This is a genomic window from Brevibacillus sp. HD3.3A (assembly GCF_013284375.2).
In the GTDB taxonomy this organism is placed as follows: domain Bacteria; phylum Bacillota; class Bacilli; order Brevibacillales; family Brevibacillaceae; genus Brevibacillus; species Brevibacillus parabrevis.
Window position 1 is genome coordinate 5,703,309 of record NZ_CP085874.1, and the last position, 15,646, is coordinate 5,718,954.

Annotated in this window: 11 protein-coding genes; 1 reads left to right on the forward strand and 10 read right to left on the reverse strand. The window is 49.2% G+C overall.

What is annotated here, in order from left to right:
* Positions 1–10 precede the first annotated feature (10 nt).
* Positions 11–844, reverse strand: a complete 834-nt coding sequence (gene speE / locus HP435_RS26695; RefSeq protein WP_063229042.1) for a polyamine aminopropyltransferase — start codon at positions 842–844, stop codon at positions 11–13.
* Positions 845–1,525: 681 nt separating this feature from the next.
* On the opposite strand from speE, the gene HP435_RS26700 reads away from it, so the two are divergent.
* A complete protein-coding gene (locus HP435_RS26700; RefSeq protein WP_173599040.1) occupies positions 1,526–3,577 on the forward strand; it encodes a transglycosylase domain-containing protein in 2,052 nt (683 codons plus the stop codon).
* A gap of 73 nt (positions 3,578–3,650) precedes the next feature.
* On the opposite strand, the gene HP435_RS26705 is transcribed toward HP435_RS26700, so the two are convergent.
* The 9 genes from HP435_RS26705 to HP435_RS26745 all read right to left on the reverse strand — a co-directional run bounded on the left by HP435_RS26705 (position 3,651) and on the right by HP435_RS26745 (position 15,466).
* Complete coding sequence (locus HP435_RS26705; RefSeq protein WP_122962555.1) at positions 3,651–3,905, reverse strand: hypothetical protein; 255 nt, start codon at positions 3,903–3,905, stop codon at positions 3,651–3,653.
* A 275-nt stretch (positions 3,906–4,180) separates the two neighbouring features.
* On the reverse strand, positions 4,181–4,678 hold the full coding sequence (locus HP435_RS26710; protein ID WP_122962554.1) for a YwhD family protein: 498 nt from the start codon (positions 4,676–4,678) through the stop codon (positions 4,181–4,183).
* Between the two features lie 81 nt (positions 4,679–4,759).
* Entirely contained in the window at positions 4,760–5,119 is a 360-nt protein-coding gene (locus HP435_RS26715) for a hypothetical protein (RefSeq protein WP_173596351.1), read from the reverse strand.
* Positions 5,120–5,244: 125 nt separating this feature from the next.
* Positions 5,245–8,040, reverse strand: coding sequence for a lipase/acyltransferase domain-containing protein (locus tag HP435_RS26720; RefSeq protein ID WP_229049762.1), 2,796 nt, complete (start codon positions 8,038–8,040; stop codon positions 5,245–5,247).
* Between the two features lie 67 nt (positions 8,041–8,107).
* The gene (locus tag HP435_RS26725; protein WP_229049763.1) at positions 8,108–11,449 is read right to left on the reverse strand and encodes an ABC transporter permease; all 3,342 of its coding nucleotides are present in this window, start codon (positions 11,447–11,449) and stop codon (positions 8,108–8,110) included.
* A gap of 611 nt (positions 11,450–12,060) precedes the next feature.
* Positions 12,061–12,990, reverse strand: coding sequence for an S-layer homology domain-containing protein (locus HP435_RS26730; protein ID WP_370641084.1), 930 nt, complete (start codon positions 12,988–12,990; stop codon positions 12,061–12,063).
* 37 nt (positions 12,991–13,027) lie between these two features.
* Positions 13,028–13,414, reverse strand: a complete 387-nt coding sequence (locus tag HP435_RS26735; RefSeq protein ID WP_173599042.1) for a thioredoxin family protein — start codon at positions 13,412–13,414, stop codon at positions 13,028–13,030.
* 239 nt (positions 13,415–13,653) lie between these two features.
* Positions 13,654–14,178 (reverse strand): YwgA family protein, encoded by a 525-nt coding sequence (locus tag HP435_RS26740; protein WP_063228939.1) that lies wholly within the window; start codon positions 14,176–14,178, stop codon positions 13,654–13,656.
* On the reverse strand, positions 14,171–15,466 hold the full coding sequence (locus HP435_RS26745; protein ID WP_173599043.1) for an HD domain-containing protein: 1,296 nt from the start codon (positions 15,464–15,466) through the stop codon (positions 14,171–14,173). The genes HP435_RS26740 and HP435_RS26745 overlap by 8 nt, the downstream gene beginning before the upstream one ends.
* Positions 15,467–15,646: the final 180 nt, after the last annotated feature.

The window sequence follows — 15,646 nt, forward strand, 5'->3', positions numbered from 1 at the left end:
CCTCCTCCGATTAGTCGCGGGTCAGCTCAGCCACAAAGTTAGGCAGTTTGAAAGCAGCGTGGTGAACTTCCGCATTGTAGTATTTGGTGCCCAGGTCTTTGATTTTTGCAGGATCTACTTCCAGCGGATCATGTTGTTTGGAAGCGATGGTGAAGCTCCACAGACCGGATGGATAAGTAGGGATGCTGCAAGTGTACAGACGGGTTACCGGGAAGATCGATTTCAGGTCTTTGAACACGCGCTTGATCAGATCGCGGTTGAACCATGGAGATTCTGTTTGCGCAACCATGATGCCGTCTGGTTTCAACGCATCGTGAATGCCTTGGTAAAAGCCTTTTTCAAACAGACCTACCGCTGGGCCAACTGGCTCTGTAGAGTCAACCATGATCACATCGTATTCGCCTTTGTGGTCATGAATATGTTTGATGCCATCGATTACTTGCACATCGACACGCGGGTTGCCTGTCAGTGCGCTCGCAATTTCCGGGAAATATTTTTTGCAGGATTCAATTACGCCACCGTCGATTTCAGCCAGAACTGCTTTTTCCACAGCTGCATGCTTCACGATCTCACGGATTGCCCCACCGTCGCCGCCACCGACAACCAGAACCTTTTTCGGGTTTGGATGCGTATTGAGAGCGATGTGAGAAATCATTTCGTGGTATACAAACTCATCGACATCGGTGGTCATAACCATGCCATCGAGTACTAACATGCGACCAAACTGCTTGGTAGTAATGACATCGATTTGTTGAAACTCGGATTTCTCACTGTATAGGGTATCAGTAATTTTCGTTGTTATCCCGTGATTTTCCGTTTGTTTTTCGGTGTACCACAATTCCATATTCATGGTTATGTAACCTCCTTCAATTAACCGCATGAAAATACAATATAACAAGAAAATTATAGTAGCTGCCAATCAAAAAGCAAGTTTTTTTTCTGGACAGGCCAAAAACCCGTCCTCGCGCTCGTTTTTCATGCGACAGGCAAGTTTATCCAGTACACAGCTGACCCATACTAGAAGTATCATTTGTGTCCCTTAGTATGTCCCGTTTTTTGTGGAAACGTCGCGCTGTTTTTTTATGTCAGAGGACGTGGCTGCTTTTGCTGCTCAGAGCGGATTTTGCGAAAAAACTCGGCAAGGGTTATGGCGGTGGAGGTGTCGTTTTCGCTTGTCAAACAGCTATTTCGTTTCTGTGAAAAGACGCGACGGGGGCTTGACGGCAGATGTGGCGCTTTCGCTTGTCAAACAGCTATCTCGTTTCTGTGAAAAGACGCGGCGGGGGCTTGACGGCAGATGTGGCGCTTTCGCTTGTCAAACAGCTATCTCGTTTCTGTGAAAAGACGCGATGGGGGCTTGACGGCAGATGTGGCGCTTTCGCTTGTCAAACAACCGTCCCCGTTTCTGCGAAAAACGTCTTTTGGGACGTAAAACGCTTGCGACCAACGCTTTTCTCCTCCAAAGAGCGGGGAGACTGTCACGACTATTTTGTTCGTTCAAACAATAGAAAGGAGGAGAGGCAAAATGGAAGTCATTCGTGAGCCTTCCCTGTTGCGTTATCTTCGCTGGGCCAAGAAATTTGTAAAATTTTCCATACTCAGCCTTTTATGCTTATCTTTTGCCATCTTGCTCTTGATCTTGTACTTGCGCTCGCAACCGCTTCCTGAAACATTCGTCAAGCAGACGACAACGATTTACGCAGCTACCGGAGACGTGCTGGACACGATGCACCGGGGGGAAAATCGCATTTCCGTGCCCATTCAGGAAATATCGCCTGCCCTCATCAACGCAACGATCGCGATCGAGGATCGTTCATTTCGGGAGCATTATGGCTTTGACTGGAAACGGCTGGCCATGGCTGCCTACGTCGATGTGATCAACATGGACATGCGCCAGGGAGCCAGTACGATTACCCAACAGCTGGCACGAAATCTGTATTTAAGCCTGGATAAAACATGGGAGCGAAAAATCAAGGAAGCCTTGCTCGCGATTCAACTGGAGCTGAATTACAGCAAAGATGAAATTTTGGAAATGTACATGAACCAGATTTACTATGGTCATTCTGCCTACGGAGTTCAGGCTGCCGCCCAAACGTATTTCGGCAAGGACGCCAAAAACTTGTCTCTGGCGGAAAGCGCCATGCTGGCCGGGATTCCCAAAGGACCGACCTATTACTCTCCTTTCGTTGATTTTGAGCGGGCAAAATCGCGGCAGAAGCTGATTCTCGAAGCTATGGAGCGCGATGGCACGCTCACGGCAAAAGAAGTAGAAACGGCTTATGCGGAACCAATCAAACTAAAGGAGCGCGCTACGGAAAACGTAACCGAACAAGCGCCTTACTTCCGTGATTACATCGCAAGTCTGGTCAAAAACAAGTACGGCATCGATGAAGAAAAATTCATCCATGGCGGTTTGAAAATCCACACCACGCTTGATCCGGTGATGCAAAAAAAGGCAGAGGAAATCATCGCATCCACACTGCCGAAAGACAATCCGAATTTGCAGGTCGCATTGGTCGCCATGGACCCTGCTACCGGGTACATCAAAGCGATGGTGGGCGGACGCGACTATAAAACAAGCCAGTACAATCGCGTGCTGGGCAAAAGACAGCCCGGCTCCTCCTTCAAGCCGATCATGTATTTGGCGGCCTTGCAAAACGGCTACACGCCGCTGACGATGATGAAAAGCGAGCCGACGGTCTTCACCTATGACCATAACAAACAATATATCCCGAGCAATTTCGGCGGACGATATGCGAACGCGATGATCAACATGCGCGATGCGATCAAGACTTCTGACAACATTTACGCGGTCAAAACGATTGATTTTCTCAGCCCGCAAAAAGTCGTCGAGCAGGCGAAAAGCTTGGGAATCAGCAGTCCTTTGCAAGCTGTTCCTTCTCTCGCCCTCGGCACTTCCCCCGTCTCACCTCTGGAGTTGAATGCAGCCTACGCGGCCATCGTCAACAAAGGAGAAGCGGTTGAGCCAATCGCGATTACATCGATTGAAGACAGCGAAGGAAACGTTTTGGTGCAAGAAACTACGCAGAAAACACGGGTGGCCGATCCTGTCGCCTCTGCTCTGTTGGTGAATATGATGCAAGGCGTGTTTGAACGCGGCGGAACCGGATTCCGCGTCGCCAATGAATTGAATCGGCCAGTTGCCGGAAAGACGGGGTCGACCGACTATGACGCTTGGCTAAGCGGTTTTACCCCTCAGTTAGTCTCCACGGTGTGGGTAGGCTACGACAAAAATCAAAAGGTGGACGATGTAAAGGAAGGGTATTTGTCCAAAAAAGTGTGGGCGAGCTTTATGGAGAGCGCACTGAAAGGCCAGCCTCCCGCCCTCTTTGATATGCCCGCCGGAGTGGTTTCCGTCTACATCGATCCAGCGTCAGGAAAGTTGGCTACCGAACATTGCCCGACTCCACAGCTGTTTTACTTTGCCAGTGGCACGGAGCCACAAGATTACTGCACAGATCATCTGCCTCCCAACCAAACACCTACGCCGCTGCCTGCGCCCGACTCTTCGACGTTCTGGCAACGGATGGGCAGCTGGTGGAAGCCGGATCAATAACCGATAACGAAAAAAGGACGCGCTCGCAAAGAGTACGTCCTTTTTTTGTTTCATCATTTCAATGCCTGGCTCATCACTTTAATGATTGGCTGTCTCCGCCGCCTACGATGCCATCTCCGTCGGTGAAGACATGGTCGTTGACGATACTAATCATCCCGGCCTGATCGAGCTGTTCCAATACTTCAAACAAGCTTTCCCGCTTGCCTGCCGGGAGCTTGCGGATAAAGTTGTTGATTTCAGCAGGTTCCACATGCGTCCGAAAATGAACCCCGCCGTGTTTCACAAAATGATCCTGGGATTGCTCCTGTTCACGCGGATCTTCATTCATGAGTACCGCCCCTTCCGTCAGACAGTTTGGGTCGAGCCTCTTTAGTGTGCCGCTATCAGCGCAAACCATGACCAGTAAAAAAATCTTCTATCGGCAATCACCGGATCATCATGTTCACAATTTGCCTGAACGCAAACAGGGAAAGAGTGACGGCTCTTTCCCTGTTTGTTGACCCAGTGTACATGTACACAGATATGGAAATAAGTTTACCTGACTTCAATTCTGGTAACAATTGATTTCACAATTTGTTCACAGACCGTTCACGATTTCCAGCTTTAGGACAAATTTTGTTTTAATTCCTCCGTGGAATTATCGAACATGGCCGCATTATTTTCGATCAGCAATTTTTTCAAAGCAGCTTTTTCTTTGTCGCCAAGCTCGGTCAACATGATCCGGCGCTTCATGGAATAGTCCATACGATTCACATGATCCGCCAAAATTTTGTAGCCACGGCGCGCTTCCCGATCGATTTCCATGTAACAAGCAGTCGCCCCTGCGTAATACGGGCCATTTTCATTGCGGTCAACGGTTACCCACACCACCCAGTACGGCTTGCCGTTCGGTACTTCTTCTTTGTTCATCGTCCATTTGATGCCTTTTTCAATCGAGCTTTTTGCATGCAGCGCACCCATGTCGATGTAGGCTTCATCCCCATCGATGATAACGGACGATACAGCCCCCAGATCGAGTACCCCTTGGCCGAATCCGCCGTGAACGTCCGTTTTGCCGCTCATGATGGTAAAGCCGCCTTTTTTGTTATCGAAAATATCCATTTACACGCCCTCCAGACACATATTCTCCTTTCTTTATTCTACTCGGAAACCTACAGTGACGCAATTTGCCCATGTGCCCGGTTATTTTTTTGCTTCGTGCCCCTCTGCTTCTTCGTCAAGCGGCTCCCCGTCCTCGGTCGGCTTTTTACGATATCGCTTCATGAGCTTGTCGAACAGCCACATGATCAAAGTCAGCAGCAACGCAGAGTGAATCGCCATCGCTGCCTTGATGATCAGGAGCGATCCCAGCATCGTATCGGAAGGCACGGCAATCATGTAGTACAAAAAACAGCCAAGAAACGCTGCGCCGAACGTCAACCATCCCCGAAATCCGTAAACCGCCCGCAGGTAGCCTGTTACAAGCAACCCGATAATCGGTCCGCCCAACTCAATCGAGTACATAAACGGGCCGAGGAACAGCCAGATAAACAGATTGTCCATATTTTCGTCCTTCCTGCCTTAGGTGCTTTGGGCGCTCTATTGGAAGTCTTGATCAAGCGATTTTATGGATTCACAAATCCAGACTTCCGCCTATTTATTCATTCATCTATTCATGTATCCCATTTTCAGCTTTCCTCCGGCGCTTCGTTTAAGCCATTTCCGTCCAGGCGATACCGCCTGCCGCTTTCCCCATCTTCTTGTGAATCTTCGGACGAAAAGCGCTTGATGAAAAGCTTCGTCGCTGGCTCGTTTGAAGCTGGCGTTGGAGGTTCAAATTCCAGTTCTTCTTGATCGAGCACATGGATTACTACGATGTTGCCATGGTATTCAATCGACAAATCTTCCACCACTTCTTTTGCATTCGCATCGAGCTTGATCGACTTTCCATTTTTCAGCAACGTCAACTCTGGAAAAGTCCCGTCTTCCTTGGAAATAATGTAGTACAAATACTTGGCGCTCTTGCCTCCGAGCTGGTTGCGTAGACCAGGCTGAACTTCCTCGTTGCCCTTCAGCAATTGCGTCACTTGTTTCATGACTTCCAGATTGGCAGGCAGCTTGGCATGTTCGCCAGCTACATAGTACCTTTTTTTCATATCCTTTTGAGCATAGTTCGCGCTGATGTACGGAACGGTGCCATCTCCAAGACCATTGTCGTAATAAGGGACCCATTCATTGTGGTACGCATCAAAGTAGTAGCCGAGAAACGTAGTTTGACCCGTACCAACAATCGCATACTGGGGTACATTGATCGTCTTTTTGTTCCACTTTTCATGGAGTGCTCCTCCTTGCTTGACCAGCGGAGTGTAGTCGAGACGAATTTTTTTATCTTGCAAAAAGTCTTGATAGCTGTAAGGTTCATTGCGATTTTTCTTCAAGAAACCTACCGTTTCAAAGTACTTTTTGGAAGGCAGCAGCTCGTAAACAGCCGGTGCGTATTCCGAGATGATTTTTCCTGTCTCTTCATCCAGCCATGGGATGGAAAAGTTGTACCCGTATTTGATTGCCTGATACGCTCGCGGAGATCCGAGAAATGGCGTTCCCATGTAGACAATGCGCTTGACTTTTGACTGGTACGACACATTTGAGAGCAACGTTTCCCTCGTAAGCAAACCACCCATGCTGTGCGCGACCAGCTGAACTTGCCTCGCCCCCGATCGTTCCAGCGCAGTATCTATTTTTTGTTTGAGGAAAGCTGCGTTTTTCGTGCTGCTGTATCGCCAGTCATACGGCATCGCAAAGATAGTCTTGTGCTTTTTGTAGCCAGCTCTCTCCAATTCTTTGACCATGCTGTAATACTGTTCGGTCATGTCACGCACAGGGCTCAGCGGAGAGTAAGAGAGATACTCAATGGCGCTGAATCCCTCATCGTCAGGTTCTGGATAGATAGATGCTCCCGCCTGCCGTGGGCGCACTTCTACGCTGTTTGTTGTCGTCGGCTCCAACGACAGCAAGCGCCGATGTCTGGGGTCATTGATTCCGACCAAACTGTCTCCAAGACCAAGCCATATTTCCGAAGCTTGACCGCCCTCCTCGGCCATGAGGCGTGACCCGCCAATTCCCGGAATCAATATGACAGGAATGGTCTTTGCTGCTATCTCCAGCTTGTAAGAATTAGGCGTGAAACCGGATCGCTTGCTCGCCATGACTTTAATGATGTAGTTGCCCGGATCGACGTTCATGATGATTTGTTCGTTGGCATTCCTCGGCTTCTCTGATCGGGACAGTACCTTCCCCTGCTCGTCCTGTACATACAAGTCGATGTCCATCCCGGCCGGAATTTCTTTGAGATCAATGGTAAAAGTCGAGGCAAGCGAGAACGAGTAGCGATAATAATCGACGTCCGTACTGGCGTGCAAATTTCCGTCCACAGAAGCTGTAAAATTGGCTGGCAGCTCGTACGCTTCTTCGAGCGTATTGTTCGGCTCGTACTCGTCCACTTTTGCTTCTGTCTGATCAGCCAGAAAATCCACCCGCAGTCGATAGTAAAAATCTTTATGGTGAGACTCCATCTGTCCTTTTACCATGACATAGTACCACTGGTCTTTTTCCAGGCCGATTCCTTCCACACTTTCATCGTGCTCTCCCGCAAGTTCAGAACGCCCCAGCTCGTTATGCTCATTGTCAAATACGTATACGTGATAGTCCTGGCCCGGAGGAACCTCACGCAAGGAAACATTCATTCGTCCATGCTTCGTGCCTTTTACTTTCCAGTAATCGACGTCGCCTGCTGTGCCAATTTTCCCTCTGCCATCCTTGGCGTCAAACAGCCAATCCGCTTTTTCCTTGGTATTGTTAGGCTCCAGTTCAAAAATCACTTCTCTGCTGCGCAATTCGGCTTCTTGTGGCTTGTCGCTTTCGGCAAAATCTTTGTAAAACGCTTGTGCCAACTCATCCAGTGACCTATCAGAAACGTCTGTGTCCGGCTCCTCTATCTCTGACTCATCCGGTTCTCCAGTCTGGTGCATCTCAGCTTCTTCTGACGCGGGGATTAACTCCAGCAGGTCTTTCCCGTCCTCAACGTACCTGTCCCAAGGTGCACGCCTGAGATCCAACGCAGCCTCATAAGATACATCTAGATCAGCCAAATCCAGTTGCCAGCTTGCCAACAACTCTTCGTCGTCCCGATCTGTCAGACTGATGATCAGCGGGCGATTGCCAGCAGGCTTAACAACAGCGGAAATGCGATCATCGTTGCGGAAGGCCCGGCTTTTTCGCTCCCCTTCCTGAACGACAGCCAGCTCGACCTGCTCTGAAGCTGCTGACAATTGCGCCTGAAAGTGTATCTCTCCCTCTTCCACCCAAGCCCACGCCGTTTCAACGAATAAACGATGCTCTTTTGCCCACCCGGTTCCGCCAGCATTCACCCAGCATATCGCAAGCATAATCAACAAATAGAACAGGCGCTTGGCCGTTGTCATCATCGTGATCCCCCTTGTCTTCTTTCTACTTCAAACAGTAAAAAAAGACAGATAAGGGCTGCAAATATATTTACTGAGTGCTGTGGTTGCGGATACCTTGGCGTTCCCAAGCGTTGGCAATGATTCGGAAAGGCACCCGGTAATCTGCATGCTCATGACCTTGTCCTGTCGTTTTGTTCCAGTAGGAAAAACCTTTGTTCACACCAAACCGGAACTGAACCTGGTAGTAAACCTCATAAGAAGCCCCTTTTTCAAATCCGTACTGCTTGTCTCCCATCAAAGGAGTATCTACCCCTGTCTCACGCTGCCCCAACTTGGCAACCGCATAGGAAGGACCGCCCCATCGCTGGCTGGAAATAGCGCGCAAATCGAGCAAAGACTGCAATGACGTCTGCCTCCGTCCAGTCTCAGATATCCACGCCTTGGCCGAGGCGATGAGGGGAAACTGTCCGCTGACCGGGTGACGATGTCGATCCTGCAGCTCCACGCGCGCCAAGATCCGCTCCCCAGCGTAAAAATCGAGAGGTGTACTGTCCGGATAGCGGTCACGCCCGTGGTACTCAGCCCATTCGGCTGTATGAAGGACAGAGCTTGTCGCATTCGGTTCAAACACTTCAAAAAGCCGCTCTCCGCCTTTGACCGTGATCGTATAACGGCCTGTCATGGTGCTGCCGGCTTGTTGTGCCTCGCACGTCTCGTTGTCATCCTCGTCTTTGGTGCACACGTCATAGCTCAAGGCAAAGTCAATTTTGTAGTTCATCGTGATGACAAAACCGTTAATTTCCGCTTTGTATTTCTGATTTTGCAATACTTGTCTCCATGTCGTTTGAGTCGGAACGATCGTCCCTGTATAAACAAACTCCCCACCCATGGAAGTGCTGGCAACCTGCCATTGTTCAGGTACGCCGGGTCCCGTTACTTGCAAGTCCAACGTGGCTGGTGTGTAGACAGCCAAACTTTTTGCATCGGCGATCCAGCCCGGATTTGCTGTCACTTTGACGTTCTTGATTTCCTCTCCACTGACCGACTGTTCAAGCTGTTGCGCGTAATCCGTTATTTTTTGATTGATTTGCTGCTGTGTCTTTTGATAGCCTTCATTGATTTTCGTTTGATCAATCACGACGCGAATTTTGGCTGGCTCTCTCTCCCATACGCCATCTGCATGTACCGGAAGCTTTTGCAATTGGCGTCCATCGCTGTCGTAAATCTCCAGTCCAATCTCCCCGCCTTCGTAATCCTCTCCGCCTCCCGGGGGCTGCGGAATGTTTCCGCCGACGATTTTTACAGGCCATTTTGCCCGGTTGTCTGCCCAGTTCATTTCATTTTCCGGCTGATTTTGGGCCGGGTTCAAATGGGCAATAAAATCCTCGGATTTTTGCGGGTATTGCGTTGGAACCTTGATCGTACGCACCTCGCCCGGCTTAAATCCGTCTACATCGAGCATCGTTTCTTTTGCCGAGCTGTCCCATCTCACTGCCAGCTTTGTATCATGCTTGAGTTTGCCTGCATTTTTAATTTGAAACGTAATGACGCCTGTTGTCCCAGCTGCTTGCGGCTGTTTGGGAGCAATCGCAAAACTCTCTTTGAGAATGAGCAAATTTTCCTTGTCGGTCGTATCCGCTCCTTCAATCTCAATGAAAATATAACCGTCACACGTCTCGTTGGACTCGCCATAAAACGCCACCATGTACAAACCTGGCAACACTTCGTCTGTCCCATCATCATCCGGGAGACGTATCCAGTGACTTTCAACCGGAAGCTTATCAGAAGGCAAGCTCCGGCCGTCCCGCGAAAACTTCCACTCCAAAGAAACCGGGTCCAGCCATTGCGTGTTCATTTTCGTGTCCTCGGATGTAAACAACATCAGATCGTACCGCTTGTCAGGAAAATCAGACGCTTGAAGCCGAATGGTTTCCCCACGCTGTATCGGCCTTGTCCATGCCTCTTGACCAGAGAGCGTTTCCATACTGATCAGCATTTTGTAACATCTGCCATAGCCTTGAACAGTAAAGACAAATTCACGGATGCATCCGGTTTCGGAAATGAAAACCAGTTTGATTTGCTCTCCCACTTCGATGTCTTCGGGCAGCACAACGGCTTGCTGCTCACTCGCCCCTAGTTTTTGACCGAGCGGCTTTCTCTCATTGTTTCTCTCCACATACCAGGTTCCCGAGCTGCTGGCAGCCACTCGCATGTGAGTCTGGTATCCTTCTGGCGTCAGCGTAAAGTTTTCCTTGTAAAACGGAATGAATTTGAAATCAGAAAAGCTCTCCCCGCCCGGCGGGAACTGCGAAGGTTGCTCCCCGTATCTTTTGAAACGTATTCGTTCCTGTTCTGCGATTGAGCAGCTGATGTCGCGAATTTTGATCGTAATTTGCCAGTCGCACTCCGGCCTGTCTCTCCAGAGTGCCTGATTATAGTTCAGTTTCACGCGGTATGTTTTTCCCTTGTCCAAAGTCACACCCTCGCCAACCTCATCTGTATAGGGAAGCTGAAATGTATCGGAATTATAAGTAACCCATCCTGCGCGGTCACCCTTGTCTCGCCTGGGCAATGTCTCAACAGTCCCGTCAGGCTTTGTCACATCCCATAAAATGGACGCCGGGTTGACTTCTCCGGCTGCGTCCCGATAAGTGGACTTGAACCTGATCTCCTCTCCCGGAGACAATTCAATGGTTGCACCGCTTGACAGCGCTTTGCCGTTCACCATAACGATTGGGCATTGATCGACTCCCTGGCCCCCTCTTTTGACGGCAATGCTTTTTTCCCAACATTCTGTTTTGTCTTCGCTCGTATAGGCAATTTTGAATGTGCCAGATTCAGGCGCTTCCGTGATGCCAACTTTGCGATTGTCGCCACTTCCCGTTTGCATAGCGACACCATTTTTCGTAAACGAACCAGGCTTTTTCGCCGTGGCGATAATCGTGGCATACTTCTCGACAGTGATAGTCTCTCCCTGATCGGCTACCCGCAGCAGCTCTCTGACTGTCTTCTCTTCTTCAATGCGTAAGTCCATCGTCGTGCGTTTGCAGCCGGAGGGCTCCGGGTCAACGGGAGGCTTCGGGTCGATCGGCGACGCGTCTCCTACTGTGAATTGGTACGTGTAAGGAGTCGATACGTTGATGCTGGGCGAGCCTTGACGGGAGCGGTGGTGCCTGTCGGTTATCGTCAGTGTTACCTCGTAGAGACCCACTTCCACTGGCTTGTATTGGTAGCTGTTTGTCCATACAAATGGCTTCGGGGTGCTAGTTTCGCTTACAACAGGCACGTACCCGCTCTGATCGCGAATTTCTTCGTTGCTCACAAAGGAGTGGTAGCCTCGCCCGGTAGTTTTGTTGACAACGGACAAACTCCAAACAAGAATGCCACGGTCATAGTAAGAATAGTCCGTGGCATTCGCCGAAATGGTCACCTGTTCGTTGACCTCGTATTTGGTTTTGTTAGTGCTGACTTGTCCAGTCGGTTGAGGGGTGGTGCGGAAATGGCCTACGGATATGTAGCCATTCCCGTTTGGTTCGAGATTGTCTCCAATGGTGTAGCCAGCTCCGCCGGAGGCTGTGGCTAGTTCGGCTAGGTTGTAGGCTTGGTAGTCTACAAAATCACGATTAGTCAGATTGGAAACTGTCTTGCTATAAACATTAGCCGACCCACCCAGTATAAAATTTGGATTCCCCCCAAATCGATTAATCCAGTAAGGGGTTTCACTATTGTCAACAAAGTACCACCCCCTATCAGCTCTCTCATCTTTATCTGCAAAACCCAAGACCCTAGTTGCATCATTCATACCATTAATTTTAATTTGTGATATCGCCGCACCTAATTGTCCATTTATCCCTGCTATTCTCAGAACATCAAATTGCCCTTTTGGTGCAAGTTCCTTATTTGAATCAACTACAGCTAGGGCTATACTGTGAATGTTCGGGGAAGCCTTCACCACTTTTGACTGTATAATAGTTATGCCAAGTAAAAGACCTAAGGAAAGCAAAATGAATATTATTATCCTTAGCCGTTCTAAAATTCTGATCATTTATTTTCGCCTCGTGGTGTGTGAAATAATTGACCTTTATCTATTCGATCGAAGCTTGGAAAATTGGTGTATTGGAACGCTCCTGCATCAGAAGAATTGTTTTTATTTGTTACGAAGAAAGTCATATACTTCACTTGACTCATCGGGACATTGAAATTTTGGTTATTTAAAAACCCTTTCCGACCATTAGAATTAGTTACAAACATTGCGATTATCATAAAATCCCCATCCCCTTTCGGCACCTTCCCCACAATATTGCCATTAACAATCTTCAAACTCCTATGAAACTCCTCAGCATACTTCGCCCCCTGCTCCAGTTGCCACTTATCCGTCCACAAATACCGCAAAATCTCCGCCGCATCCCCCCGCAATAGGGGCAAGTCCTCCCTGAACTTGGGCTGTCCGCTTGGTGCCGCCTTCATCCAGCCCCAAGTAATCAATGCACCAGTATTGGACAAATTCGGATTTTTCTCCCCCCGAAACGGCTTCCACGCATTAAACACCAGCAGCGCCGCCTCTTCCTTCGTCAACAGCTTGTTCGGATTGACGGGCACATTCGCCAAAATGCCTGCCTTTTGTGCGCGCTCGTAGATGTCTTTGGCCCAATGGCCCGCTGGAAGGGCTGGTACAGACTCTTTTTCGCTTACTTGCCGGATCGCTACCAGACTGGCTACAAATTGCGACTGGGTCACGGTTTGCTCAGGGTGAAATTTGCCGTCGGGATACTTCCAGAGGTAGCCTTTTTGCAGGCCGTGCGAAATGGCATCTTTGGCGGGATGATTGGCATAATCAGAGGCAGGAGCGGATTTTGCCGCTGCTTCCGCTACATGTAGACGAAGAACTTCGCTTTCGCTGCCACCGTTTTGCACCACCGCGATCCCCACTAACAACAAACTTGTCCACACCGTTTTTCCAATCAGCTTCACGCCTATCCCCTCCCTATTACCAGACATTTTACCTATTTTATCCATTTATCGAAAGATCCCGCTCCAGGTTTCTTTGCAAAAAGCTTCGCAGCAACGCCTCCGGCACATCCCCCTCCAGCTTGTCGATGACCCGCTCCCCGTCTACGATAAAAACCGTGGGCGTCGCCTGCGCTCCCAAACGCATGGCTTCATCCAGCTCCCGGTCCCTCTGGATGTCCAGTCGTGCCACCCATTCCTGTGGATAATCTTTTGCCACCTTTTCAAACGTGGGCGTAAACGTTGTGCAATATCCACAACTGTTGCTGAAAACGTAGACGATCTTCGCCTCCTTCGTACCTAGCCCACCACTCCATAAAATCAACGCGCCAAGCAAAATAGCGCCGCCAAGCACACTCCACCACCATCCGTGCCGAACTCTCTTCATTTTCTTCGCTCCTTCCACACGGGCTAAATTGAAAACGGACTGACTATGTTTTTGTCAAAGAACGATGCCCGTATTATGCGGCGTCATTGTGAGACAAAAAAAAGCCGACCCGCTTTGTGGTCGACTTGACAGACAGTTCCCTGATTTAAAAACCCGCGAAAAAAGACAAAAAAAATGACGTACCACAACTGTTGGAAGTTCGTACGCCGTGCTGGTTCGTTTATGCAAAACATTTTACATCAGTTCAATTCCGTGCCGTCTCCGTGCATCAAAGAACGCAGTTCCTCGATAAAAGCCTGTCCCTTCCGGATTTCTTCCTCGGAATAGCGCTGTTTGCTCTTAAAAGTAAAAATTTTGCCCTTCATTTCTTCGTAGGGCAAATGGTTGAAGTACAAGATAGTGGATACCAGTTCAAGAAAACGGGAGTTCTCTTCGTTCATGCGCAAGATGGCTCGCTCTCCCAAGCCAAAGTCGACCTCGTGAAACCGGAGGAAATCTCGCCCCGTTTCGTTAAGCGAGTAGCGGTACATGTGAATGGCGCCCTTGCTCTCCACCTGCTCATCCAGAAGCCCCATGTTGCACAACTCATCTACCCTGAGTGTCAGCTCTTCCGAATACGGACCGTACATGTGAAACTCGTAGCGCTCATCGAAATCCATCTCCAGATGTTTTCCTATGTACACCATTTTCTGCAATTTTTTTCGCCCGCTCACTTCGCCGACAATTTCGATCAGACGAATGATCTTGGCGTGACGATTAAGCATCCTCCATCACTCCCAGACGTTCTCGAATCTTCCGGGATAGCTCCCCCGGCAAAGCCATGACTTTATCCAATGGAAAGTACAATTTGTAGTCAAATCGGCGCTTTCCGCTAATGGCCTGTACAATCTCAGACTTCTGCGACAGTTCTACCAGCTCGCCGGAAGGCATCTGGAGCATGATCGGAATCCGCTCCTCTTCTTCTCCGGCACGGTAAAAATCATACGGAAGATCGGAGGTCGTGTCTACCTCCAAATAATACATCGGGTCGATCCCTGCCTCAATGAACTGTTCTTTCAGTTCTGCCAGCAAGCGAAAATCTCTTGGATTATATTCGACGTATTTGAAGAGATTCCTGTCCAAAAAACGGGCGCACAAATCTTTCAAAATAGTGTCTTCTTCCTTGCGCCAAAGCTGCATGTAGAACAAAATCACCGATTCATCCAGCGCCAAATAATCGGCCACCTCCACCTTTTCCGTCAAAAAAGGAAGCAGCATGACAGGCTCCTGGGAAAACTTGTACCCTGTGGCAAACAGCCATTTGGCCCGCTGGAAAATTTTGCAAAGCACAACTTCCGCGCTGCGCGTCACCGGATGGAAATATACTTGCCAATACATTTGGTAGCGCGACATGATGTAGTCCTCAACCGCGTGCATGCCGCTGAACTTGAAAACAATGCCGTCCTCCTGCGGTCGCATGACTCGCAAAATGCGCTCGATCTCAAAGTTTCCGTAATTCACACCCGTGTAGTAGGCATCTCGCAGCAAATAGTCCATGCGATCTGCGTCCAGCTGGCTGGAAATGAGGCTGACAATCAGCTTGTTGTCGTACGTTTTGTTGATCACTTCTGCCAGCTTTTTCGGAAACTCCTCATCGAAACGGCGCAAAATCCGGTTGATTTGCGTATCGCCGAGCAAGATTGCCCGCGTCCAGTCCTCGTGGTGGTACTTGAACACCTTTTCAAAGGAATGCGAAAACGGCCCATGTCCGACATCGTGGAGCAAAGCAGCACACAAGCAGAGCAGCTTTTCCTCGTACGTCAGTTGAATCCGGCCTTCAAACGTCTCCAAAATTCGCCGCATCAGCTCGTACACGCCAAGCGAATGGTTAAACCGGCTGTGCTCTCCACCGTGAAAGGTAAAAAAGCTGGTGCCCAGTTGCTTGACCCGGCGCAGACGTTGAAATTCTGGCGAGTTGATCAAGTCCCATATGAATTTGTCCCGCACATGGACATAGCGGTGGACAGGGTCTTTGAATACCTTTTCTTCATGAAGAAGCTGGGGCTGTTGCATCCTGGACACTCCCTTCCTGTTTGCGTTCTCTCTCTATATTTCTCTGCGTACAGTATCGTCTCACTCTATCATATCACACGTCTGGACGTGTTTCTTGTCACAAGCAAACTCTTAAAAGAATCTGAAGAATGTGCCTTTAGTATAGACCAATCATTGGATAAATAGGAGGATTAAAGAAAA

Excerpts from the sequence above, each read along its gene's own strand:
- HP435_RS26720 (WP_229049762.1), bottom strand. The coding sequence starts at position 8,040 with ATGATGACAACGGCCAAGCGCCTGTTCTATTTGTTGATTATGCTTGCG.
- HP435_RS26710 (WP_122962554.1), bottom strand. The coding sequence starts at position 4,678 with ATGGATATTTTCGATAACAAAAAAGGCGGCTTTACCATCATGAGCGGC.
- HP435_RS26715 (WP_173596351.1), bottom strand. The coding sequence starts at position 5,119 with ATGGACAATCTGTTTATCTGGCTGTTCCTCGGCCCGTTTATGTACTCG.
- HP435_RS26740 (WP_063228939.1), bottom strand. The coding sequence starts at position 14,178 with ATGCTTAATCGTCACGCCAAGATCATTCGTCTGATCGAAATTGTCGGC.
- HP435_RS26700 (WP_173599040.1), top strand. The coding sequence starts at position 1,526 with ATGGAAGTCATTCGTGAGCCTTCCCTGTTGCGTTATCTTCGCTGGGCC.
- speE (WP_063229042.1), bottom strand. The coding sequence starts at position 844 with ATGGAATTGTGGTACACCGAAAAACAAACGGAAAATCACGGGATAACA.
- HP435_RS26735 (WP_173599042.1), bottom strand. The coding sequence starts at position 13,414 with ATGAAGAGAGTTCGGCACGGATGGTGGTGGAGTGTGCTTGGCGGCGCT.
- HP435_RS26745 (WP_173599043.1), bottom strand. The coding sequence starts at position 15,466 with ATGCAACAGCCCCAGCTTCTTCATGAAGAAAAGGTATTCAAAGACCCT.
- HP435_RS26705 (WP_122962555.1), bottom strand. The coding sequence starts at position 3,905 with ATGAATGAAGATCCGCGTGAACAGGAGCAATCCCAGGATCATTTTGTG.